Source organism: Wolbachia pipientis (assembly GCF_001752665.1).
Lineage (GTDB): Bacteria > Pseudomonadota > Alphaproteobacteria > Rickettsiales > Anaplasmataceae > Wolbachia > Wolbachia pipientis_A.
This window is the reverse complement of record NZ_MJMG01000001.1, coordinates 1-23,267: the sequence shown is the minus strand read 5'-3', so window position 1 is coordinate 23,267 and position 23,267 is coordinate 1. Positions and strand designations below refer to the sequence as shown.

21 protein-coding genes and 3 tRNA genes are annotated in these 23,267 nt (G+C 31.4%); 20 read left to right on the top strand and 4 right to left on the bottom strand.

The features are described 5' to 3' along the window. The first annotated feature begins 103 nt into the window (after positions 1–103). From tilS to BIY23_RS00090, 6 genes are all read left to right on the top strand, one after another. On the top strand, positions 104–1,429 hold the full coding sequence (gene tilS / locus BIY23_RS00115) for a tRNA lysidine(34) synthetase TilS (RefSeq protein WP_390903692.1): 1,326 nt from the start codon (positions 104–106) through the stop codon (positions 1,427–1,429). Continuing rightward, on the top strand, positions 1,413–3,245 hold the full coding sequence (gene ftsH, locus BIY23_RS00110) for an ATP-dependent zinc metalloprotease FtsH (protein WP_070064555.1): 1,833 nt from the start codon (positions 1,413–1,415) through the stop codon (positions 3,243–3,245). Before tilS ends, ftsH begins: the two co-directional genes overlap by 17 nt. Positions 3,246–3,356: 111 nt before the next feature. Beyond that, on the top strand, positions 3,357–3,539 hold the full coding sequence (locus tag BIY23_RS00105; protein WP_081326493.1) for a hypothetical protein: 183 nt from the start codon (positions 3,357–3,359) through the stop codon (positions 3,537–3,539). Then, positions 3,517–4,494, top strand: a complete 978-nt coding sequence (locus BIY23_RS00100; protein ID WP_070064553.1) for a tyrosine-type recombinase/integrase — start codon at positions 3,517–3,519, stop codon at positions 4,492–4,494. Before BIY23_RS00105 ends, BIY23_RS00100 begins: the two co-directional genes overlap by 23 nt. A 2-nt stretch (positions 4,495–4,496) precedes the next feature. Next, on the top strand, positions 4,497–5,213 hold the full coding sequence (locus tag BIY23_RS00095; protein ID WP_070064552.1) for a lysophospholipid acyltransferase family protein: 717 nt from the start codon (positions 4,497–4,499) through the stop codon (positions 5,211–5,213). 174 nt (positions 5,214–5,387) lie between these two features. Next, positions 5,388–8,558 (top strand): ankyrin repeat domain-containing protein, encoded by a 3,171-nt coding sequence (locus BIY23_RS00090; protein ID WP_070064551.1) that lies wholly within the window; start codon positions 5,388–5,390, stop codon positions 8,556–8,558. Between the two features lie 234 nt (positions 8,559–8,792). Here the strand turns inward: BIY23_RS00090 and rpmG are convergent, their stop codons facing one another. Then, positions 8,793–8,993, bottom strand: coding sequence for a 50S ribosomal protein L33 (gene rpmG / locus BIY23_RS00085; protein WP_070064828.1), 201 nt, complete (start codon positions 8,991–8,993; stop codon positions 8,793–8,795). Positions 8,994–9,123: 130 nt separating this feature from the next. Between rpmG and BIY23_RS00080 the strand changes: the two genes are divergently transcribed. Both BIY23_RS00080 and dnaK read left to right on the top strand, forming a co-directional pair. Next, positions 9,124–10,944, top strand: coding sequence for an Rne/Rng family ribonuclease (locus tag BIY23_RS00080; protein ID WP_070064550.1), 1,821 nt, complete (start codon positions 9,124–9,126; stop codon positions 10,942–10,944). A gap of 54 nt (positions 10,945–10,998) precedes the next feature. Next, positions 10,999–12,921 (top strand): molecular chaperone DnaK, encoded by a 1,923-nt coding sequence (gene dnaK, locus BIY23_RS00075; RefSeq protein WP_070064549.1) that lies wholly within the window; start codon positions 10,999–11,001, stop codon positions 12,919–12,921. An 88-nt stretch (positions 12,922–13,009) separates the two neighbouring features. Here the strand turns inward: dnaK and BIY23_RS00070 are convergent, their stop codons facing one another. Next, positions 13,010–14,107 carry an ankyrin repeat domain-containing protein gene (locus BIY23_RS00070; protein WP_070064548.1) on the bottom strand — a complete coding sequence of 366 codons (1,098 nt, stop codon included), beginning with the start codon at positions 14,105–14,107 and terminating at the stop codon, positions 13,010–13,012. A 183-nt stretch (positions 14,108–14,290) separates the two neighbouring features. Here BIY23_RS00070 and BIY23_RS00065 point away from each other — a divergent pair, with 183 nt between their 5' ends. From BIY23_RS00065 to gltX, 4 genes are all read left to right on the top strand, one after another. Continuing rightward, positions 14,291–15,013, top strand: a complete 723-nt coding sequence (locus BIY23_RS00065; protein ID WP_070064547.1) for a hypothetical protein — start codon at positions 14,291–14,293, stop codon at positions 15,011–15,013. Between the two features lie 29 nt (positions 15,014–15,042). Then, entirely contained in the window at positions 15,043–15,309 is a 267-nt protein-coding gene (locus BIY23_RS00060; protein WP_070064546.1) for an RpnC/YadD family protein, read from the top strand. 355 nt (positions 15,310–15,664) lie between these two features. Further along, positions 15,665–15,796 carry a hypothetical protein gene (locus BIY23_RS05345; protein WP_261722474.1) on the top strand — a complete coding sequence of 44 codons (132 nt, stop codon included), beginning with the start codon at positions 15,665–15,667 and terminating at the stop codon, positions 15,794–15,796. Positions 15,797–15,873: 77 nt separating this feature from the next. After that, the gene (gene gltX / locus BIY23_RS00055; protein WP_070064545.1) at positions 15,874–17,229 is read left to right on the top strand and encodes a glutamate--tRNA ligase; all 1,356 of its coding nucleotides are present in this window, start codon (positions 15,874–15,876) and stop codon (positions 17,227–17,229) included. On the opposite strand, the gene apaG is transcribed toward gltX, so the two are convergent. Further along, positions 17,216–17,620: a Co2+/Mg2+ efflux protein ApaG gene (gene apaG, locus BIY23_RS00050; protein ID WP_070064544.1), complete on the bottom strand. Its 405-nt coding sequence runs from the start codon at positions 17,618–17,620 to the stop codon at positions 17,216–17,218. The two genes, gltX and apaG, sit on opposite strands and share 14 nt — an antisense overlap. 57 nt (positions 17,621–17,677) lie before the next feature. Here apaG and BIY23_RS00045 point away from each other — a divergent pair, with 57 nt between their 5' ends. Continuing rightward, positions 17,678–18,727, top strand: a complete 1,050-nt coding sequence (locus BIY23_RS00045) for a 5-(carboxyamino)imidazole ribonucleotide synthase (protein WP_070064543.1) — start codon at positions 17,678–17,680, stop codon at positions 18,725–18,727. Positions 18,728–18,803: 76 nt separating this feature from the next. Next, on the top strand, positions 18,804–20,258 hold the full coding sequence (locus BIY23_RS00040) for a hypothetical protein (RefSeq protein ID WP_070064542.1): 1,455 nt from the start codon (positions 18,804–18,806) through the stop codon (positions 20,256–20,258). On the opposite strand, the gene purE is transcribed toward BIY23_RS00040, so the two are convergent. After that, positions 20,255–20,737 carry a 5-(carboxyamino)imidazole ribonucleotide mutase gene (gene purE, locus BIY23_RS00035; RefSeq protein ID WP_070064541.1) on the bottom strand — a complete coding sequence of 161 codons (483 nt, stop codon included), beginning with the start codon at positions 20,735–20,737 and terminating at the stop codon, positions 20,255–20,257. The genes BIY23_RS00040 and purE overlap by 4 nt on opposite strands. Positions 20,738–21,031: 294 nt before the next feature. Between purE and BIY23_RS00030 the strand changes: the two genes are divergently transcribed. The 6 genes from BIY23_RS00030 to BIY23_RS00005 all read left to right on the top strand — a co-directional run bounded on the left by BIY23_RS00030 (position 21,032) and on the right by BIY23_RS00005 (position 23,122). Further along, entirely contained in the window at positions 21,032–21,298 is a 267-nt protein-coding gene (locus tag BIY23_RS00030; RefSeq protein WP_070064540.1) for a helix-turn-helix domain-containing protein, read from the top strand. Between the two features lie 38 nt (positions 21,299–21,336). Next, positions 21,337–21,666 carry a DNA-directed RNA polymerase subunit omega gene (rpoZ, locus tag BIY23_RS00025; RefSeq protein ID WP_070064539.1) on the top strand — a complete coding sequence of 110 codons (330 nt, stop codon included), beginning with the start codon at positions 21,337–21,339 and terminating at the stop codon, positions 21,664–21,666. Positions 21,667–21,671: 5 nt separating this feature from the next. After that, complete coding sequence (locus tag BIY23_RS00020; protein ID WP_070064538.1) at positions 21,672–22,601, top strand: aspartate carbamoyltransferase catalytic subunit; 930 nt, start codon at positions 21,672–21,674, stop codon at positions 22,599–22,601. Between the two features lie 114 nt (positions 22,602–22,715). Then, a tRNA-Thr gene (locus BIY23_RS00015) sits at positions 22,716–22,788 on the top strand. A gap of 172 nt (positions 22,789–22,960) precedes the next feature. Then, positions 22,961–23,044 (top strand) — tRNA-Tyr (locus BIY23_RS00010). 6 nt (positions 23,045–23,050) lie between these two features. Further along, positions 23,051–23,122 (top strand) — tRNA-Gly (locus tag BIY23_RS00005). Positions 23,123–23,267 lie beyond the last annotated feature (145 nt).

Here is a 23,267-nt window from a genome sequence, read left to right as displayed (position 1 = left end):
TATTTTTAACCCAGAGTTGAGTCTGGGTTTTAGCTTCTTTTTTTATTAACCTCAAGAGACGTAGAGAATAGAAAAATATGTAAGATTTTCTTTTGTTGTTTACATGAAAAAGGAAAGAATAGAAGCAATGGAGTCGTGTTTTTGTAATAGACTCGGCACTTTTGCTCTTTGTTGCGATAAGGTTGCAGTTGCAGTATCTGGTGGAGTAGATAGTGTTACTTTAATACACTTAATGATTAATTTAATGCGGCGAAATATTTCTATTGCATTAACCGTTGATCACGGATTGCGTCCAGAGTCCAAAGATGAGGCATTGTGTGTTTCAAGTTATGTGAAACAACTTGGAGCAGCAGAATCGTTTGTATTAAATTGGAAAAAAGAAAATATTACAGGAAATATACAATCTCAGGCGAGAAAAGCGCGATATAAATTATTAACGGAATGGTGTAAAAGTAATAGTATTAAATACTTGTTTGTTGCGCATAATAAAAATGATCAAGCTGAAACATTTTTACTAAGACTAGAACGTGGTAGTGGTATAGATGGATTGTCATCCATGGATTATAAATCATATTTTAATGATATTTGTATACTGAGACCATTGCTAGATTTTAACCGTAGTGATATAGAACAATATGCAAAGTTTTATAAACTTCAATGGATTGAGGATAAGAGCAATCAAGATTTAAAATACAGACGTACTCTATACCGTAATTTACTTAAGGTAACTGATAATAAAGAAATGCTTATACAAAGAATATGTTTAACAACTTTGCATATGAAAAGAATCATAAAAGCTCTGATGTATTATACATATCTTGCATTTGATAACTATGTTAATATACATGAACTTGGATATATAGAAATAAAACTTGATGCATTTTATCAATTGCCAGAAGAAATAGCTATGAGAGTTTTTTTGTACTCTATTATGGTAATTGGCAATAAATATTATAAGCCTAGATATAGTAACTTCATATCAATATTCAATAATACAAAAATTCAAGATATTAATTGTACCCTTTCATCATGCAAAATTAGAAAATATAAAGAAAATATTTTAGTCATCAAAGAACCATCAAGCATAAAAGAAATATCGATGAAATTACCTTGCAGTGAAGCAGTACTATGGGATAATAGATTTAAATGTACAATACTTTGGAATCAACCATGTTCAGTGATTATTAAACCGCTAAAGAAAACAGATGCAATTCCATTATTTTTAAAAAATTTTCAGTGTTGTAACGACGTTTTTTATTCCTTACCAGTTATAATAAGAGACGAAGAAATAGTTGCTTACCCATATACTCATATTACAAGTAGAAATAGATGTAATAATGATAGCAAAATTATATGTGTTATTAGTAGCATTATAAAGGAGAACTTGATAAGATTAATAAAAAAAAATTGCTATGAAAAAGTTTTTTGAAGGCTTATTAATATGGTTTGTAGTTTTTATGCTTATTGTAGCAGGCTATATCCAATTTGCTGGGGACCTAGGTAAAGGGCAAACAATATCTTTTTCAGAATTCTTAAATAATCTCGAGAATAATAATATAGAAGAAATTGTTATAAAAAATCAGAGTATTGAAGGCAGACTAAGGGATGGGTCTAACTTCAACTCAAAAGGGATAATATACTATGACGTAATCAAAAATTTACATAATAAAAAGGTTAAATTTTCTTTTTCAACAGGAGAATCTGTTCTCAATATAATCGGTAGTCTACTGATTTCATGGATTCCATCATTTATATTTCTTGGTTTATTGTTATTTGTTTTTAAACAAACGCAGATAGGAGGTAACAGAACTATAAGTTTTGGTAAATCAAAAGCCAGATTGATGACAGATAAGAAGAAAGTAACATTTGATGATGTTGCTGGTATAGATGAAGCAAAAGAAGAATTAATAGAAATTGTTGAGTTTCTTAAGCATAGACAAAAGTTCCAAGTACTTGGTGGTAAGATACCTAAGGGCTGTCTTCTAGTAGGGTCTCCTGGCACTGGTAAAACTCTTCTTGCTCGTGCAATTGCATGTGAAGCTAATGTTCCATTCTTCAGTATTTCTGGTTCTGAATTTGTTGAAATGTTTGTTGGTGTTGGTGCAAGTCGTGTGCGTGATATGTTTGATCAGGGCAAGAAAAATGCACCTTGTATAATTTTTATAGATGAGATCGATGCTGTAGGAAGACAACGTGGCATCAACATTGTTGGTGGTGGTCATGACGAGAGAGAACAAACATTAAATCAATTGTTGGTTGAAATGGATGGTTTTGAATCCAACGAAGGTGTTGTAATAATTGCAGCCACTAATCGTGTTGATGTTTTAGATAAAGCACTGCTTAGACCGGGTCGTTTTGACCGTCAAATAGCTATATCACTGCCTGACATAAATGGGCGTGAAAAAATATTGAATACACACGCAAAAAATGTATCGATGGCTCCTGATGTAAATATTAGGATAATTGCAAGAGGAACACCTGGGTTTTCTGGTGCTGAACTGGCAAATTTAGTCAATGAGTCAGCACTAATTGCTGCTAGAAGGAATAAAAAAATTGTCACTATGGATGATTTTGAATATGCACGTGACAAAATGATGATGGGCATAGAAAGACCTTCTTTGGCAATGACAGAAGAGGAGAAAAAACTTACAGCATATCATGAAGCAGGCCATGCTATAGTTGCTATTAATATGGTTGCGTCTGATCCTATACATAAAGCAACAATTATTCCAAGAGGTATGGCTCTAGGCTTAGTTATGAGACTTCCAGAAACAGATAGAGTCTCCCATACAAGAGAAAAAATGATAGCAGATATAACTGTTGCAATGGGTGGAAGAGTTTCAGAAGAATTAGTTTTCGGTTATGATAAAGTTACTAGTGGTGCACGTTCGGATATAGAGTATGCATCTAAGTTATCACGTTCTATGGTTACAGAATGGGGGATGAGCGATAAAGTAGGGCTGGTATACCATTATTATAAACAGAGCATGTATGAGTCTCAGGTAATTTCTGAGGAAACACTTAAGCTTATAGATCAAGAAGTAAAAGAAATTATCTCTTTATGTTATGACAAAGCAAAAGATATTTTAATCAAAAATCGTAAAAATCTTGATCTTATTGCTAAAAATCTCTTGGAATTTGAAACTCTGAGCGGAGATGAAATTCGAGATCTATTAAATGGTGCAAAAATAGTCAAAAATAAGGAAGAAAAAAAACGAATCGCTAAAAAATCATCTTTCGATTAGTAAACTTGTAAGTAAAGACTTGTACAATTTAATATTACATTATTTTTATTTCGTACATTTTAAAGTTATATATAAATTTCTTTTGCTTGTATTAATTCGGGCTATATTATTATGAAAACAAAATTAATTTTAAAGAAAAGGTTAAAAAAACTTTCTGTAATGTTTACTATATCAGTAGTTGCTCTGTTTATCTTATATTTCTTTGTAAAAGGTACAGATACTAACATCCCTAACCAAATTAAAATTAAAGAAATAATTCTAGGAGTTAACAATGACAAATGCACGGATGAATGAACATAAAAAAGAAAATTTTTACATAACATATTTTTTAGATGCATTAATTTCTGAAAGGTCTTCTACGCGATTTTTAGTAGAAAGTTATAGGTCAGATTTATATCAGTTTAATGAGTTTTTACTAAAAAGTAATACTACTTTAATAGACGCAAACAAAACTGATTTGAAAAATTACGTGGAATTTTTACGAAGCCATAAACATTATAAAAATAGTTCTATATCCAGAAAAATTTCTTCTATAAAAAACTTCTATAAATGTTTATTTAACGATGGAATAATAAATTCTAATCCAGCGTCAGCTGATAATATCGAATTAAAGAATCCTAAAACTTCACGCCCTTTACCTAAGTATTTAAGCGTAAATGAAATAATATCCATAGTTGATATGGCAAGAAAATTATCAGATAAAGAAGCAAGTAATAAAAGGTTATGTCTAATTCTTGACATACTTTACTCTTCTGGTATACGTATTTCTGAATTAATTAATATAAAATTGCATGAAGTGCTAAAATTAATAAATTATGATGATAAAGAATGTTATATAATAATAAAAGGAAAAGGTGGTATAGAAAGGCAGATTCTTTTTAACAAGCAAGCAGTAGATAGCCTGAAAAGCTATTTATCAGTACGCAACAGTTTTATTACTAGTAGTAAAAACTCCGAATGGTTGTTCCCTGGTGATAAACCCAATAAGCCAATTACTAGACAGAGAGTTGGGCAGCTACTAAAAAATTTAGCAAGACAATGTAATATAGATGATAAAAGGATTTCTCCGCATGTATTCAGGCACTCCTTTGCTACTCATCTATTAGATAGTGGCGCAAATATTGTGTTAATACAAAAAGTACTTGGCCATACTAATCTTTCTACAACACAAATATATACTCATGTTGCCAATGAAAAATTGAAACGTACACTAATTAATTCACATCCTATCACTCAGATAATTAACTAATTGTGGTACTAAACATATTATTTAACTTCTTTCTTGTAATATGGGAAGTGCTATATACATTAATCGGTCTTCCTATAATTTTATTTCCTCCATGGATAATCACATTATGCCTAGTATACGCAATAAAGATTACTTTATTTATGCTCTCTTTATTATGTGGCGTTAAATATGAAGTGAAAGGTCTTGGAAACATTCCACAGCAACCCTGTATAATTGCTTCTAAACACCAATCTCCTCTTGAAACATTTATTTTTATTATTCTATTTAGAGGAGCAGCTTTTGTATTAAAACGAGAAATAAAATTGATACCATTTATTGGCTGTCACTTAATGGCATTAAAAATGATTTTTATTGACCGTTCAGATGGTATAGGTTCTGTACGAAATATAATAAAATTAGCACAAACTTGCATTAAAGGAAATAGGAACATAATAATCTTTCCTGAAGGCACAAGAGCAGCTATAAAGCAAGGCCAACATGGCAAATATCAATCAGGTGTGGTTGCCCTATATAGTGCATTATCTGTGCCTGTAGTGCCTGTAGCTCTAAATACTGGTCTATTCTGGCCAAAAAATATCTTAAGCTTACGCAGAAAACCTGGAAAGGCAATAATTGAAATATTACCCCCAATATATCCTGGATTAGATAAAAAAACTTTTTTAGTCACTTTAGAGAAAACTATTGAAGAAAGAAGTAGCCGCTTAGCTTTAAAAAGCTAACACACTAAAGAAGTATGCACTGCTGTTAAAATGTACGTATGATAAACTCTAGACCTTTTTCGAAACAGAAAATTATGACAAAAGGTCTATTATATAGAGCTTGTTGTTGTTGGTACCTGAAAATTAATAATCTAATGATATAGTGACCATTATTATAAATGGTAGGAGCTATTAATGTCTGAAAATTCCAGTAAAGATACAAGTAATATTGAATTACATTCAGCTGTTAAAAAAAATAAATCAGAAAGAATTAGTGAGCTTATAAAAAATGGGTGTGATATAAATGCAAAGGATCCCAGTAGTAGTGACAACACTGCTCTACATATAGCTAGTGCAACAGGTAATTTGCCTATTGTAAAGCTCCTGATTGAGGAAGGGAAAGCTGATATTAACGTACAAAATAGTTACAAAGACACTCCTTTAATCTTAGCCATTAATAACAAGCACTTCGACGTAGCACAACATTTGGTAGAAAAAGACGCTGACATTAATGCGGCAAACCAGAATGGCAATACCCCTATATCTTACGCTGTAGCACTATATGAGAAACATGCAGATGCAGAGAATGCAAATAAATACTCAGATATAATTAAATATATGCTTGGAAAACAAGTAACTGAAAATAAAGTAGATGTAGATAAAGTTATTTCTCTTGATAAAGAACATGTAAAATATTATATATATCCAGTAGTAAATAGTGACTTTCCTCAAGAATACTATGACAACAAAGTTAAAAGGATTCACGAATCATTAAAAAAACTATCTCCGGATGAATTTGAAAAAAATACAGTAATTGCATTATCCTTTAATAAAGGGAAAGTGGAAAAAGCATGCCACTATAACAAAGTTGATAAGTTATCTAGTACATTTAATGAGATAATTATAGACTTAACGAATAGAGCTGAAGATCAATATGTACATACTGATACTAACATAAAAGAATCTGCTAATTCACTTGTACAGGCTATAATTCATAACGACCTAGATAAATTTAAAGCAGGATTTCAAAATTTAATCACAAGTGGTGTTGATATCGATACACAACTTCAGTACAATGCTACCCTGTTGCATTTGGCTGCTTACTATGGCAAACTAGAGATAGCAAGATACCTAATTGAGCAAGGTGCTGACATTAATGTACAAAATCAGATTGGGTATACTCCTTTACACTCTACAGCTCACGCCAAAGCTGACAATTTGGATATTTCACAACTGTTAACAACACATAATAATACTGGTATAGATATAAAATCTAATAATGGATATACTTCTTTACATTTAGCAGCAAGACATGGACATGTAAACATGGTGGACGATCTTATTACAAAAGGTGCAAATGTTCATATTGAAAATTGTTATGGACACACCCCACTGCACCTAGCTGTTATGCATGGCCATAAAAATATAGTAGAGCGTTTAATCACAAAAGATGCTGACATTAACGCAGTAGACATAAATAAAGATACTCCTCTACACTTAGCCGTTAAAGCTCTATTAGACATTGCTAATCAAAAGAATAAAATGATAGCAGACTTGGATTATAAGTTCATTGCCAAGCAAGGAGAAAGTATACTGTATATACTTAATGATGTAATTGGCGCACCACCTAATTATATGACTAGGGCGGGTAGTATTTTCGCAGATCTGATTAAGAAAGACTGCTCAGAATGCATTGAAAAACATTTTGATCAAAATTCATCAGATAATGCTACATTTATAGCTAAATTGTTACTAAATATAGCTTATATACAAAATATCGTAATACAAAACTATGGCTCTAACAATCTAAACCAGGCTGACGTAGCAAGAGACTCAATTCATAATAGCAAAAAAATCTTAGATGCCTTAGATGCAATGAAAGGGATAGTTGAAAAAAATTCTACTGTTAATACAACAGATAAAAATGTAGATATATTTGCACGCACGATTATTCATGATTTATTAAATTTGACCATTCAGCAAAATGAAGTGATAACTGGTAATAATGATAGTTACAAGTTCATTATAGACAAAATATACACAGAACAAGATATCGTGGCCAAGACCATGAAATACCTAATTAAGAATAATGTTAATATTCATGAATCAAAAAAAGAAGCATTATTTGATTCATTAAGTTCAGCTATTATTCATAAAACCCAATTTGGTTTAAATCAGTACAATATGCTTCTTGATCGAGAAAAAGGTATTGTGGATATAGTTAAATACCTAGTTCAAGAAGGCGCTGATATGAATAAAGAAAACAATGCTGGACATACTTATCCACAATTAATCTCTCAATATTTACACAAATATCTAGATGGCAATCCAGCAAAAGTAGTAGAAATGAGTCAAGATTATTACGATTGTAGTAATGATCTTGTTTGTGAAAATCCTATAAAGAGCTATCAGATAGATGAAGGTAAAAACAATTTAATTCACTTTTATAATGACAAAGGTGAAGAAATTGTTTCAATACCAAGATTGCCTGCAGGGACAATAGCAAGCTATAATGATGTGCTTTATCATGGTAATGAATTGTATACAAGCACTGAATCAAAAGACTTTACTGGACAAATAAAAATAGAGGATGTATTACCTAATCAATTTAAGTTCCAGTATAAAGACATAGATTATATTGTAAATTATGATGAACTAACAAGTGAAGACAAAAAACAAGTAGAAGCAGATATACAAAGTGCTTATGAAGCATTCAAAGCAAAATTTGGTATTAGCTATTACAAGCAGAAAACTTGCATTGATTTTCATGATAAGAAGGAACTTGTTGAAATTTGTGATAAGAAACTGTGTATTAAAGATACTCACGGGAAAACATGCATAGATTTTAATGATAGAGAATGGACGGAATATAACAAATTGTTCTGTTATGATGAACTCTCTAACAATATTAAGGTATATATATTTAATAATCAAGTTGACTTTACTACACATCACGCTTTAATTACTGGACCGTTCATAGTTAATCCGAGAAGTGTTGGCCTGAGCAGTGATCTAGAGGTAGCGGGTCTGCAATATCACAATAATATATTATGTAGCAAAGGTCCTTTTATGGATGAACTCATGAGTCATGAATTGGGTCATGTATTACAAAGATATTTCGCTACAATTGAAATTGCTACACTAAATAATGAAGACCCTGAATTTATATCTAACTATATTGGAAGAGAAGTTGGACGAAAAAATTGTGAAAACATGGCTGGAGACAAAGACTGCACCGCTTTTTTCCCTGAATTATACATAGAACCTGATAATATTACAAATAAGATAGCAGACAGTGATGCAAATATAGATAATATGAGTAATTATATTAACTTCTGGCTGTTTTATTGTGATTTGCTGTCTTAATACATGCTACACATAATTTACAATATTACGAAATACCATTTGCAATTTATATAAGTAACATAATGAAGACCAAACATGAGGCGGCAAGGCAAAATAGCTTGGTCTTCTCAAGCTTATATACAATTATATTAACAGTGTAAGCCTGGAATAGGCAGTACGTAGTGCAAATCACACTAGTTTGGCATACAAAAAACAAAACAACAGTAAAGCAACTAGATATCTACTATAAAAAAACTATTTCAATTTTTCTTCTTTAAATAGAACATGTTTCCTAACAACTGGATCATACTTTTTAAATTCCAGTTTTTTGGTAAGCTTTTTTGGGTTACGCTTTTTTATGTAAAAACAACCCGTTAATTTTTCTTCACCAGTTGCTGTTTTCTTTGTTGCAGTACTGACCAGTTTTACAAGTAGCGAAACATTTTTCTTAGCCATACCTACATTAATAAATAAATTTAATTGTATACTTAGTACAATACCAAAGTCAATCGCTATAAATCTTGACAAGAAATAACGTATTAAATAACTTATTACAATAGGCAGTTTTAAAATAATCGGTGTTTAAGTGGTAAGTAGTGATAAAAAGTTATTATTAATAGAAAGTTCTATCTGTTCTGGTGAAGTTAGGGTTGCCTTATCTGTGAATAATAAGGTTGTAGAATTTGAACAAGAATTTAAAGAAAAAAAGCAACTGAGAGGCAATATATATGTTGCTTATGTCAAGCGTATAGAGCCATCCTTACAAGCGGTATTTATTGAATATGGTAAAAATAAGCAAGGCTTTTTACCATTTGCAGAAATATCGTTAGATTACTTTAATATCTCAGACACAGAGAAAGAAACTTTATCCGCAAATTATTTAATCGAAAGTAACGCAGAAGAAAGTAATGATAAAGAAAATAATGATTCTGATGCTAACATAGATTTTGAAAAAAACAATGCCAAATTACCTGCTAAAAACAGTAATAAGCCTGATAATATTTTTGCAAGAACAGTACCTATATATAAAAAATATAAATTGCAAGATGTAATTTCAGTAAACCAGAAAGTACTAGTTCAACTTACTAAAGAAGAGCGTGGTAATAAAGGTGCATCATTTACAACTTATATAACACTTGTAGGTAGGTATTGTGTACTAATGCCTAGTGCTCTTAGTAAAGGTGGTATTTCACGTAGGATAGAAGACAATAATGTCAGAAAACAGTTAAAAGAAATATTAAATTCACTAAATTTACCAAAGAGGTTGGGTTTGATAATTAGAACTGTAGGTGCAGACAAAAGTAAAAAAGAAATACAGCAAGATTATGACTATTTATACTCTTTGTGGCAAGATATTCAAAAAAATGCTTCATCTACCAATGTTCCTTTATTAATTTATAATGAAGCAGATATCATTATGCGATCTATACGTGATTTTTGCAGTGATAACGTTGAAATTGTAGTATCAGGTAAAGAAGCTTTTGAATCAGTTAGAAGATATACCAGAAATGTATTAAGGGGTAGCAGAGTACGTTCCAGGTTATATAGAGGTTCTATCCCAATATTTACATATTATGCAGCTGAAGATCAGATAGCTGAACTTTACAGCAACAGAGTAAAATTAGCATCTGGTGGGTCTTTGATCATCACTTTAACTGAAGCATTTGTTTCAATAGATGTAAATTCAGGCAAAATGACAGGAGAAGATAACATAGAAGAAACTGCTTACAGGACTAATATGGAAGCAGTTTCTGAAATAGCACGACAGGTAAACCTTAGGGGTTTATCAGGATTAATAGTAATAGATTTTATTGATATGTTAAGGTACCAGTATTGTAGAACTGTTGAATCTTCTGTAAGACAGGCATTTAAGAATGATAGGGCTAAAGTTCAGTTTAGTTACATAAATGATTTTGGTTTAATGGTGCTTTCTAGGCAAAGAATCAAACCAAATATACAAGAAATTAATACTACTGAATGCTTCTATTGTAATGGGATTGGTAGAATAAAATCCAGCGAAGTAATTGCTACTTCTATACTCAGGGATTTACAACATGTTGCAAATAAAAATAGAGATAAATCTTTTGATTTACTAGCAAATGGAATAATTATAGCACATATTTTTAACTGTAAACGTAATGCAGTTACGGCAATAGAAAGTGAATTTAATATTAGATTAAATGTCAATATAGATAACAATTTAGATATAGATAAGTTTGTCTTAAAATATGGCGATGATGTTCATTTTAATAATTATACTGAGCCGTTGAAAAATCTTGGATATCAGCTCAAGAAGAGCGAAAATGATGAAAATATGTATAATGATGAAAATATGTATAGTGATAAAAAGGTTAGTAACTTTTGGTTAACTAAGTGGCTTTCACGCTTTTTAAAATTCAAAAAGTGATCTTGTATTTGATTCATTANAATATAATGCATATATAAAAAAGGGAGTATTCTTATGGGAAGAACAGTAGGCATAGATCTAGGTACAACGAATTCTTGTGTTGCAATAATGCAAGGTAAGGATGCTAAAGTTATAGAAAATAAGGAAGGAGCAAGAACTACCCCATCTACAGTTGCGTTTACTTCGTCTGGGGAGAGATTAGTTGGTGCTCCTGCGAAAAGGCAAGCTACAACTAATGCACGTAATACGTTTTTTGCCACTAAAAGATTGATAGGACGCAGATATGATGATCCTGATGTAAAAAATTTAAATGTACCTTATCAAGTATTTGCAGCAAAAAATGGTGATGCATGGGTTAGAACGGTTGATAATAATAATGTTACAAAAGAATATTCTCCTAGTCAGATAGGTGCATTTATATTACAGAATTTAAAAGAGGCAGCAGAAGCTTACTTTGGAGAAGAAGTAACTGATGCTGTAATTACTGTGCCTGCCTATTTTAATGACTCACAACGCCAAGCAACTAAGGATGCTGGAAAGATTGCTGGATTAAATGTATTAAGAATAATTAATGAACCTACTGCTGCAGCGCTTGCTTATGGACTTGATAAGCAGCATGGACATACAATAGTAGTTTATGACCTGGGAGGTGGTACATTTGATGTTTCAATACTTGAAATTGGTGACGGGGTTTTTGAGGTAAAATCTACTAATGGTGATACATATCTTGGTGGCGAAGATTTTGATAATACTATAGTTAATTATTTACTTGATGAATTCAAAAAAAGCAGCGGTATTGATTTAAAAAATGATCCTATGGCAATGCAACGTATCAAAGAGGCTGCTGAAAAGGCTAAAATTGAGCTATCTAGTGCAATGGAAACTGAAATCAATCTACCTTTCATTACAGCTGATGCAAGTGGTCCAAAACATTTAAACATGAAATTAACAAGGGCAAAACTTGAAAGTTTAGTAAATTATTTAATAGAGCGTACGATGATTCCTTGTAAAAAAGCTCTTGATGATGCTGGGTTATCTTCTAATCAAATAGGCGAAGTTGTTTTGGTTGGTGGTATGACACGTATGCCAAAAGTAATAGAAAAAGTTAAGGAATTCTTTAGCAAGGATCCACATAGAGGAGTTAATCCTGACGAGGTTGTAGCAATTGGTGCTGCAATACAAGCAGGTATAATACAAGGCGATGTAAGAGATGTATTATTGCTAGATGTTACTCCACTTTCTCTTGGTATTGAAACTTTAGGGGGAATACTAACTCCGCTTATTGAGCGCAATACTACAATTCCTACTAAAAAATCTCAAGTATTTTCAACTGCAGAGGATAGTCAAACAGCTGTAACAATTAAAGTATATCAAGGGGAAAGAAAAATGGCAGCTGATAATAAATTGTTAGGTCAGTTTAGCTTAGAAGGTATACCACCATCTCCTCGTGGAATGCCACAGATTGAAGTTACATTTGATATAGATGCAAATGGAATAGTACATGTTTCTGCAAGAGATAAAGCTACTGGAAAAGAGCAAAGTATACGCATTCAGTCCTCAGGAGGCTTATCTGATGAGGAAATTAAGCGTATGGTAAGAGAAGCTGAAGAAAAAGCACAAGAAGATGAAAAACGTAAGAAATTTATAGAAGTGAAGAATAATGCTGATAGTTTAGTGCATTCTACTGAAAAATCATTAAGAGAATATGGTGATAAAGTTTCTCCTGAAGACAAATCTGCTATAGAAAATGCAGTTAATGACTTAAAAGAAGCTAATAAATCAAATGATATTAATGATACCAATTCTATACAGCAGAAAGTTGACAATTTATCTCAATTATCAATGAAGCTTGGGCAAGCAATGTATAATGCATCTCAGCAAAGTGCTGCGTCTTCTTCTACTTCTTCAAATGCGGAAGAGAAAGTTGTAGACTCTGATTATCAAGATGTGGATAAACAAGATGAAGGGAAAAAATGAATACAGCGTCACAAGTTTTGTTTCTGTTGTCACTTAGATGAGGGGGTTTGCAATTAGGGTTTATGCAGTAACACATGATAGATTCCCACTACATAAGAGATATGTCGTTATGTGAGTGTTGGTTTTCTAAGTCAGTGGAAAAAGATAAATTGTGACTTTCAACCCCAGTAGTAGTTTCCTGGTAATTATGTTCGCTATCATGCCACCAAAATAATAAAAATGATATTAGACCTACAAAGGCACAAACTATCCCTATAATTATACCATCATTACTGCTAGTACTATCATCAGTAGACGATTGAACGGTATTATTATCAGGGGGGGCATCATCACCATTACTCACAACGTCATTTTCAGCTGTACTGTCTACAGATCTATTTGAAAAAATATATAGCGGTTGTTTATTAACAAGTGAATTTATCACCTCCTGTTCATCTTGAGTACGTGGTTTGCCATATTCATTGCATAAGTATGCTTTTTTTACTGTTCCATTCTCATTAATGGCTAGTGCAATTATTTTATCTTGCTCAAGTGTAGTTAAATTTGATTTTTTTAATGAATCTTGAACATTCCTATGCATGGTTGGGCATGAAAAATTATCATATGTGATTCCTTGATATTGTTTGTCAGTCAAATTCCAATCTTGATATATATAATAACTTACATGTTCGTTATCACAACACATAACTGTACCTATATCTGCAAAAAAATCAAATTTATTTTCAGTGACTTGTTTTCCAAGCATATGTTTAATTATATTTGAGTAGTCAGATATATAGACTTTATCTTTAAGTTCTATACTCCGGATAGCATGTTCCATACCCCGTATAGCATAAGATATAGGGGTATTACCATACTGGTTTGCCGCATTAATGTCAGCGTCTTTTTTTACCAAATGTTGTGCTACGTCGAAGTGCTTGTTCTGAATGGCTAAGATTAAAGGAGTGTCTTTGTAATTATTTTGTACGTTAATATCAGCTTTCCCTTCCTTAATCAGGAGCTTTACAATAGGCAAATTACCTGTTGCACTAGCTATATGTAGAGCAGTGTTGTCACTACTATCGGGATCCTTTACATTTATATCACACCCATTTTTTATAAGCTCACTAATTCTTTCTGAATTATTTTTTTTAACGGCAGAATGTAATTCAATATTACTTGTATATTTACTGGAATTTTCAAACATCAGCAGCTCCTGTCATTTATAATAATGGTCACTGTATCATTAGATTATGAAATTTTAGATAATATACTGACTCTGTACAGCAAAGAGTTGATCGATATTCTCTCTAAAACTTAGTAAATATTTAATACTTTATTAAGATTAAATAATGTGATAACATATGAGTATAATTAATAGGGAAGTAATATGCTACACCTTATACAGGAATTACATAAAAGTAAGCGTAGAAAGGGGGTTAGCGTTGCAAATAAATCTGTAGCATTAGCATGTGATTTTTTGCTGAAATTTGATTGTGATTTTATTAATACATATGCTGTTTGGATCTTAATCTCACGCAAATTCACAAAAGAAATTATCAAGGTTCCATTAGCTAGTTTATCTGTTTTAAACACTATTCTAGAGATAAAAGAGCTTATTGAAGGAAAAGATAATAAATTAACAGAAAAAGCAAAAAAAGAATTAATGTTAGAAATAATAGGCAAGATAGCAAGTTTAGTGATTGACTTAATAACAATATTAACAGTCTTAAGATTATGCGGTAAAAGAGCTGATGCTATTTCAACAATCTTGCTCATTCTAGTATTGCAACCTATAACTTGCTACTGTGATTTTAATAAAGACGATAAAAGTTCACTTTATTTTGATGTGCTAAATTTCGTGTTAATTGCATTAGGATTTTACTTTTATAACATAAGGAAAACTCAAGATGTACCTATTGTTTTAAGCGCAAATGTTATATATACTTTCAACTTGGGTGCGGTAAGTTATATGTTAGCTGCTTTCGTATCTATATGCTCAACGCTGTATACATTGTGGTACGCATTACCTGACAACCCAGGTACTGGTTTTGGAGAAGGAATTGACATACAAGAACATACCTCAGTTGATGATATACCCTTACCCTTATAGTAGAAAAAGATGCATATAAGGAATTAGATATGTATTATTGGTCTGATGAAGAGTGCAGAACATATGATCGTGAGGTAAAAAGGATTCGTGATGAACAGGCTATTTTAGAACAAAAACTTGATGATATCACTGCAAAAGAAAGGGCTGAAGGAAGGGTTGAAGGGAGAGTAGAAGGAAGGAAATTAGAAAAAATCGAAATTGCACAAAATATGCTTAAGGCAAAAATTCCTATCGAAACAATAGTTAAAAGTACAAGTTTGACCATTAAAAAAATTAAAAGCTTGTTAGAAAATTGAGCAAACAATAGACCTTTTGCGAAATTAATGCTTAGAAGATTTCTATGGGGTCCAAAAAACTATTAAATTGGATAGCCTTTAAAACAAGAAAAATTTTATCAAAAAGGTACATTTTTTACGCTTTTACAATAATTTTCTGTTTCGCAATGGGTCTATTGTATCTTCCTGGTTCCATAAGTGCACACTACCTGGGAAATAAAACCCTACAAGAATACTGCGAGATATTTGTGAAAATAGCATAAAATAAGTTTTAGCAAAGGAGAAAAAGGTTAAAAAGAGAATTTAAGGTTTATTATTGAACATTACAGCTTATTATGTTATGGTTATACCATTGAGACTTAATATATAATAAATCATGCATGAGTTATCTGATAATTTAAAAATAAAAATGCAGGAACTTAAAGAATTTTCTAGTAGTACTAAAGTTGGAAGGATTTGTATTATATTGTCTGTAATAAGTGTAATTCCTAGTATTACCTTCTGTTAATTATATTTTTGCTCATAACTCTTTTAAAGAGAAAACTAGGTAGTTAAAAGTATATATGTAAATAAGTGTGAAGATAAATGTTGACAAGATTTGCTCCAAGCCCAACGGGCTATCTACATGTAGGTAATATTCGTACAGCTTTAATCTGTTGGCTATATACACGCAGCAAGAATGGGAAGTTTTTTTTACGCTTTGATGATACCGATATCCAACGTTCAGATATTAAATATATAGAAAGTATTATAGAGGATTTAAGATGGGTTGGCATAGATTGGGATATGCAATTTAAGCAATCAGAGCGCTTTAATCTATATGACGACGTATTATTACAATTAATTAAAGATGGGTACATTTACGAATGTTACGAAACTAAAGAAGAACTAGAAATAAAAAGAAAATTACAGTTAAAACAAGGGTTGCCACCTACATATGATAGGGAAGCTCTTTTGTTAACTAAGGAAAAAAAAAGCCAATATATGCAGGAAGGACGTAAGCCGCATTTTAGGTTTATGTTAAATCAAGATGAACCTATCAAATGGAATGATGAGATTAAGGGAAAAATAGATATGAAAATAAATAGCATAAGTGATCCTGTAATTAAAAGAGAAGATGGAAATTATACATATATGTTACCTTCTGTTGTTGATGATATTGATTTTAATATAACACATATTATACGAGGGGAAGATCATATAACTAATACTGCTATACAAATACAATTGATCAAAGCTTTAAAAGCAAAAATTCCAGTTTTTGCACATCTGCCTCTTCTGCATTTTGCAGATAGTAAAATATCAAAACGAGTTGGTGGGTTAGATGTAAAGTTTATAAAAGAAAGTGGTATTGAGCCAATAGCACTCGATAGTTATCTAACAAAGCTTGGCACTTCAGAACAAGTAGAGTCATATATTGATATGCAAGCGTTAATTAATTCATTCGGAATCACAAAGTTTAGTTCCGCATCTTTACAATTTAATATAGATGAGGTTTACAAATCAAACAGTAAAGTTTTACAAAAAATGCCATTTGAAGTGGTAGCAGAGCGTTTAAGTAAGGAAGGTATACATTCTTCAGAATTTTGGTCTTTTATAAGGAATAACATAGGAAAATTTTCTGACGTTATTGAGTGGTGGCATATATGCCAATCTGATTTAGAATGTATTACTACTAATTTAGACTGTATCCCTACTAATAAGGAATTAATACAAATTGCATCATATACATTTCCACAAGATAATTTCGATCAAAATACACTACAAAAATGGGTGAATGCAATTAAACAAAAAACTGATATAAAAACAAAAGAGTTGTTTAGACAATTGCGTTTAATCCTAACAGGGAAAGAAAGTGGACCAGAACTTGCAAAATTGCTAGTTTTTATAGGCAAAGAAAATATTATTACTAGATTAAATAAAGCTGTTAATGCGGTTTAACAGTATAGTATGGACTGTCTAGGGAAAAAGTTGGTATTATAACATTAAATAGTTGTGTATTGTCTTCATTAAGAAATTCATATCTACCTTGCATTATTCCTGATGGAGTACTTAAATAGGTTCCACTTGTATACCTAAATGTTTCGCCAGACTTTATTACAGGCTGTTCTCCAGTAACCCCAATACCATTAATTTCATTAACTCTTCCTGTATAATCTATTATCTGCCAATAGCGACTCAATAATTGTATAGTAGATTGACTCTGATTCTGTATTTTAACATTATACATCCACACATAGCAATTTTCGTAAGGAATGGAATGTTCCTCTACATAAACTGGTAGTACTGTCACTTTGACAAAATTAGTAGTTAATGTATACTCTATAGTCACTGGAAAAACTTTAACTTGTTATATATTTATTATATATCTGATTATAAACTTTTCAAGATGTACTACTTAAAAACAATAGGAATAATTGGCGGTGGACAGTTGGGTAAGATGATAGCCATTGCTGCAGCGAAACTCGGATATAGAACATATATATTTGCTAACTCTAAAGATGATCCTGCATGTTGCATAACCGATAATGTCACAATAGCACAGTTTTCTGATGATGATGCTTTAGAAACTTTTACAAAAAGTGTAGATTTTGTCACTATAGATTCTGAAAATGTTCCATGTCACGAAATTTTAAGTCAGATAGATTTCTGTCCAGGAAGAACTGCACTATATGTTTCACAAAACAGACTTAGAGAAAAAGATTTTATTAAAAATTTAGATATAAAAACTGTTTATTATACAAGTATAAAAAATTATGATGAGTTGCTTGAGAAAAGTAAAACCTTTAGTTTTCCAATGAGGCTTAAAACCACAGAAATGGGTTACGATGGCAAAGGACAATATTTAATCACCTCAATAGACCAAATTCACTCTTTAAATTCTATTTTAAGCTGGAATACAGAATATATTCTTGAGTCTAGTGTTGAGTTATTAAAGGAAGTTTCAATAGTTGTTGCAAGAGACAGAGAGCATAAGATAGAATTTTTTCCTGTAGCAGAAAATTACCATATTAATGGAATATTATATACTTCAACTGTACCAGCTCAAATAGACAGTAATTTGGCTGAACAAATTCAACGAACCGCAACAAAAATAGTACATGCACTTGATATAGTAGGAATTTTAGCTATTGAATTTTTTGTTACTAAGAATAAGGAACTTCTTGTAAATGAAATTGCTCCAAGACCTCATAATTCTTGTCATTGGAGTTTAGATGCTTGTAATATTAGTCAATTTGAACAGCTTGTTAGGATAATATGTGGATTGCCGATGCAGGAAGTAGTATTACGTTATCCATGTATGACAAAAAATATTATAGGCAATGATATACGTAACGCTCATAAATATTTAAATCATAAAAAAGCTAATCTGACTATATATGGCAAAAAAGAAGCTAGGGATAACCGTAAAATGGGACATGTAAATATTATGCTCTAACTAAGTACTGATTGCTGCTTAAAAAATATTATGCTACCATTTTAAAAAGGCATTTTTAAAAAAAATTATGTTACCCATGTGCAGAAAAAATCTTTTACTTACTTTACCTCTGTTTATTATAATCAGTGTATCATACCCTTTTATAAGGTATTCCTTAAAACCTTCGAAATTTGAATTAGCCTCCAATGAACTTTCTTTGAATAAGCCTCAACAAGAAGCCTTACTGAATGTTTTCTATTTATCTGGCTATTTCAATGCAGATAAATTATGGCATGATATATCATCATTTGATAAAACAGGACATCCTGAAATGGTATTCCGCTCGGTAGTAAAGAGCTTAAATGCAGCAGGAGTCGATAAGAACAGATACAATCCTGCATTATTACGCAAAAACTTATTTAAAGAAGAAGTAGAAAACATGGGTGTCCAAGATATTAAGGCTTGGATATTATATGTCACACAAAATCTTTTTAAACGAGAAATAGGACAAGAACGTTATGAGTTAACAGCAGAAAGCTCTATAAATCAAAATCAGCACACAAATGAATACATAAAAGCAGCAGAAGCATTTAATATGCTAAATGAAGTTCTTCATAAAAAACAAGCATATGATGAAGCATGGATTACTGGAGCATCTAGAAAAGGCTTAATAAAACGTATTATATATTATAATGAACTTGCAGAAAAAGTCAAAATAAAACATGATACTATAATACTGACAGGTGACAGACCGCTATGGGTTGAAATTGATGGTCTCGATACTGTTACAAAGGGTGAATTGCAAAAGGAAAAACCAGATGTAGATATTTTAAACCTCACACCAAGAGATACTCACGATGGTAAAGAGTATATGCTAAAACTAGCATCTGATAACAAAGTTACACTTAATGAGAAAAAGTTTATAAAATATGAACAAAGTCAGGAATGTCCTTTAGGTCTCTATCCAGGAAGAACTTACTTAAATTACAAGGACATAGGTGGTAAAAAAATTACAGAAGCTATAATGGCTCAAGATTTAGCAAACAAGCTTATCAATAAAAAAGTTATTATCATAGATGCATCTCATAAAGATAAAAAAAGAAGGGTTGATACTGTTAGTACTGGACGTAGTGCAGGGGAATTTTTAATTAAAAAGATTTTCCAAAAAGAGTTTGCCGATCAAAAAAACTTTAGTATTTTACTTATAAGCAATAATCCATACATTGAGCGTCAGGAAATAGCGATTCAAAGAGAAATAAATAAGCTATTGAAAGATAATGCACTCAATAAAGAAAATTATGTTATCACAATTGAAGGTGTTGGTGCTGCTAGTAGCCAAAAAAATATTGCTGTAATACTTCCTGAATTAGCAGCTTTAATAACAGAAAAATATAAGTCAAATATTGCAGAAAAATATACTCGCGAAGAGCTAATGTACCAGACACGGAAACCAAATTCAACATATATAACAGCACCAACAATAGAAAAGCCAAGTATTATGGAAAATATTTGTCAATCAATCCAAAATTGTGCTGATAGAATTATCTACTAAGCTGGTTTCTCTGCTACTTCTATTGTTTGTTGATCTCTCCATCTTTTTAGTTTATTAGCAATATTATTATCAGAAATTGATAAAATTGATGCTGCAGCAATCGCAGCATTATATGCACCACTTTCTCCTATAGACATCGTTGCAACTGGTACACCCTTTGGCATTTGCACTATTGAGAGTAAACTATCTAAGCCATTTAACTGCTTACTTTGTATTGGAACACCTATAACAGGTAAGTAAGTTAAAGATGCAACCATGCCAGGTAAATGTGCTGCACCTCCTGCACCAGCTATGACAACTTTGAAACCATTAGCTTGTGCAGACCTAGCAAAGTTAAATAGTCTATCAGGTGTTCGATGTGCTGATATAATAAACATATCATATGAAATTTCAAGTACTTTTAACATATTAGCAGCATAAATCATAGTGCTATAATCTGATTCACTGCCCATAATTACTGCAATATCTTTATTTATCATGAGAATAAAACATTAATATTATTTATTTTTACATGCTTTTTCAGTTTTAAAATATAAATAATTTATATATAACAAAACGAAACTTATTCTTGCTGAAAACAATTTTTTTATATAAAATACATGCTAAAGTTATTAAAAATTTAGTAAATAAAAATTTATAAAAATGTTAAAATATAGTAAATTTTGTTATTGATTATTGTATTCTTTTAAAGAATATTATATTAATAATTATTTTTACTTTGTTAGGTAATATGTATAAAATGTTAAATAATCTTGATAAAATAAGGAGAAGTTATGACGACAATATCACTAAACAACTCTAATAGTTTAGAAATAAAGAGGAAATTACTTGGTATAATGAAAGACACTATAGAAAAAAAACATTTAAAACAAACGGATGCTGCTGAAAAGCTAGGTATTGATCAACCTAAAGTTTCTCAAATTAACAATGGGAAAATAGAAGGTTTTTCATTAGAAAGGTTATTAGTATTTCTTACAAAATTAGATTATCATGTCACTATAACGATAGGGGAACACAATCAGAATGAATTGACATCATGACTTTTATCATGTAAAAGTAAGGTTTACTAGGTGATGGCATGACTGAATTTATCGTTGAAAAGTGTATAGAACAAATCAGTAATCGCTTTAAGTTGGTATTGTTAGCAAGTCAAAGGGCGCATGACTTAAGTATAGGATCCGGTCAAGTAGCCAGATCTAAAAATCATAAAAGTACTATTGTTGCTTTATATGAAATAGCGGACAAGAAAGTATCTGCCAATGATTTATTTAATCTATTGGTTGGAAGGTGCAAGGAATATATGCAAGGCAATCTCGGTCATTATAGTCATAACGAGTATAAGTTAGAAAAGCTATTACAACAATCGAACTTTGGGGCTCAACCTAAAACTAAGAATGATATTATCTGAAGCGTGTGGTTTGGCAGAACAACTTACAATGCAATAAGGGATACAGAAAGAATCTGCTAAAAATTTCCGACCTTACTGTCAATGACATAGAAAATATAATTATATTGGCTAATAGGTATACTAATGAGAAAAATAGCAGTGTATTACAAGGTAAAACAATAATTAACCTGTTTTTTGAAAACTCAACACGTACACTAGCATCTTTTGAAATAGCTGCAAAAAGCTTAGGTGCAAATGTATTAACTCTACCTATACAATCTTCCTCCATAAATAAGGGAGAAGATTTAAAGGATATGATTAAAACATTAGACGCAATGGAAAGCAATTTTATGATAATCAGACACCAGAATAGTGGCATAGTCAGTGACTTAGCAAAATATGTCAAACATTCAGTAATTAATGCAGGTGATGGACAGAATGAACATCCTACGCAAGCCCTTGCAGATTATCTAGTAATAAAAAATCACAAAAAACGTATAAATGGACTTAAAGTTGTAATATGTGGTGACATTTTACATAGTAGGGTTGCTAGGTCAAATATTAGATTATTAAGTATGCTGGGTGCTAAAATAAGCTTGATTGCGCCAACAACTCTCGTATGTAAGCATTTTTCTGAAATAGCGTCGATTCATTATTCATTAAGTGAAGGTATCAATGATGCTGATGTTATTATGCTATTAAGATTACAGAAAGAACGTATGAATCATGGCTATTTTATACCTTCTACAAAGGAATACTTCCATTTATATGGACTTGATTCAAAGAAAATTTTACATGCAAAGCCAGATGTTATTATTATGCATCCAGGGCCAGTTAATAGAGGGACAGAGATAAGTAGTGATATAACTGATAAGATTATTCTACAACAAGCAAGTTCTGGGATAGCGGTACGTAAAGCAATATTTCATTACTATTCTGGTGCATTTTTAATGTAGAAAATTATTTATAAGCAAATCTCAGCATTCTGTTATAATTCATGGTAAGGTTATAAGTTATAAAAAAGCTTTTACTAGCCTTTTATCTTATTTTATATGTATTATTTGAATACAGCCGTTATAGCTCAGGTGGTAGAGTACGTCATTGGTAATGACGAGGTCCCAAGTTCGAGTCTTGGTAACGGCACATCTGCTTCAACAAGAATAGACCTTTTTCGAAATGTTTAATACTGAATTTATAATACTGAAAAAGTTTATTGGTCTGATTACGAAAGAAATCTATTATTTAATATGTGAAAATTCCTGGATTAATTACTTGATTTTGTGAATCTAGGTATTTAGTATTAAGTAAGAAAAATGGAGGAGTGACCGAGTGGCTAAAGGTAGCAGACTGTAAATCTGCCCGCATTTTGCGTACGTAGGTTCGAATCCTACCTCCTCCACGTGTTGCGGGTATAGCTTAATTGGCAGAGCTCTAGCCTTCCAAGCTAGTGGAGTGGGTTCGAATCCCACTATCCGCTCTTTTTTTTGTTGTATTGTAACAAAATTAGAGTTAATATAGTTCTTATTATTATTTATTTTTGGGCGAAAAATGACAACAGCATTTGGGAAGCCGCATGTGAATGTAGGGACGATAGGGCATGTAGATCATGGGAAGACGACATT

What these genes read in the sequence shown, in the direction of transcription:
- BIY23_RS00030 (WP_070064540.1), top strand. Translation starts at nt 21,032, where the DNA reads ATGACGACAATATCACTAAACAACTCTAATAGTTTAGAAATAAAGAGG.
- BIY23_RS00065 (WP_070064547.1), top strand. Translation starts at nt 14,291, where the DNA reads ATGCTACACCTTATACAGGAATTACATAAAAGTAAGCGTAGAAAGGGG.
- tilS (WP_390903692.1), top strand. Translation starts at nt 104, where the DNA reads ATGAAAAAGGAAAGAATAGAAGCAATGGAGTCGTGTTTTTGTAATAGA.
- ftsH (WP_070064555.1), top strand. Translation starts at nt 1,413, where the DNA reads ATGAAAAAGTTTTTTGAAGGCTTATTAATATGGTTTGTAGTTTTTATG.
- purE (WP_070064541.1), bottom strand. Translation starts at nt 20,737, where the DNA reads ATGATAAATAAAGATATTGCAGTAATTATGGGCAGTGAATCAGATTAT.
- BIY23_RS00070 (WP_070064548.1), bottom strand. Translation starts at nt 14,107, where the DNA reads ATGTTTGAAAATTCCAGTAAATATACAAGTAATATTGAATTACATTCT.
- BIY23_RS00090 (WP_070064551.1), top strand. Translation starts at nt 5,388, where the DNA reads ATGTCTGAAAATTCCAGTAAAGATACAAGTAATATTGAATTACATTCA.
- rpmG (WP_070064828.1), bottom strand. Translation starts at nt 8,993, where the DNA reads ATGGCTAAGAAAAATGTTTCGCTACTTGTAAAACTGGTCAGTACTGCA.
- BIY23_RS05345 (WP_261722474.1), top strand. Translation starts at nt 15,665, where the DNA reads ATGCATGAGTTATCTGATAATTTAAAAATAAAAATGCAGGAACTTAAA.
- BIY23_RS00060 (WP_070064546.1), top strand. Translation starts at nt 15,043, where the DNA reads ATGTATTATTGGTCTGATGAAGAGTGCAGAACATATGATCGTGAGGTA.
- BIY23_RS00045 (WP_070064543.1), top strand. Translation starts at nt 17,678, where the DNA reads ATGTACTACTTAAAAACAATAGGAATAATTGGCGGTGGACAGTTGGGT.
- gltX (WP_070064545.1), top strand. Translation starts at nt 15,874, where the DNA reads ATGTTGACAAGATTTGCTCCAAGCCCAACGGGCTATCTACATGTAGGT.
- rpoZ (WP_070064539.1), top strand. Translation starts at nt 21,337, where the DNA reads ATGACTGAATTTATCGTTGAAAAGTGTATAGAACAAATCAGTAATCGC.
- dnaK (WP_070064549.1), top strand. Translation starts at nt 10,999, where the DNA reads ATGGGAAGAACAGTAGGCATAGATCTAGGTACAACGAATTCTTGTGTT.
- BIY23_RS00040 (WP_070064542.1), top strand. Translation starts at nt 18,804, where the DNA reads ATGTGCAGAAAAAATCTTTTACTTACTTTACCTCTGTTTATTATAATC.
- BIY23_RS00105 (WP_081326493.1), top strand. Translation starts at nt 3,357, where the DNA reads ATGAAAACAAAATTAATTTTAAAGAAAAGGTTAAAAAAACTTTCTGTA.
- BIY23_RS00100 (WP_070064553.1), top strand. Translation starts at nt 3,517, where the DNA reads ATGACAAATGCACGGATGAATGAACATAAAAAAGAAAATTTTTACATA.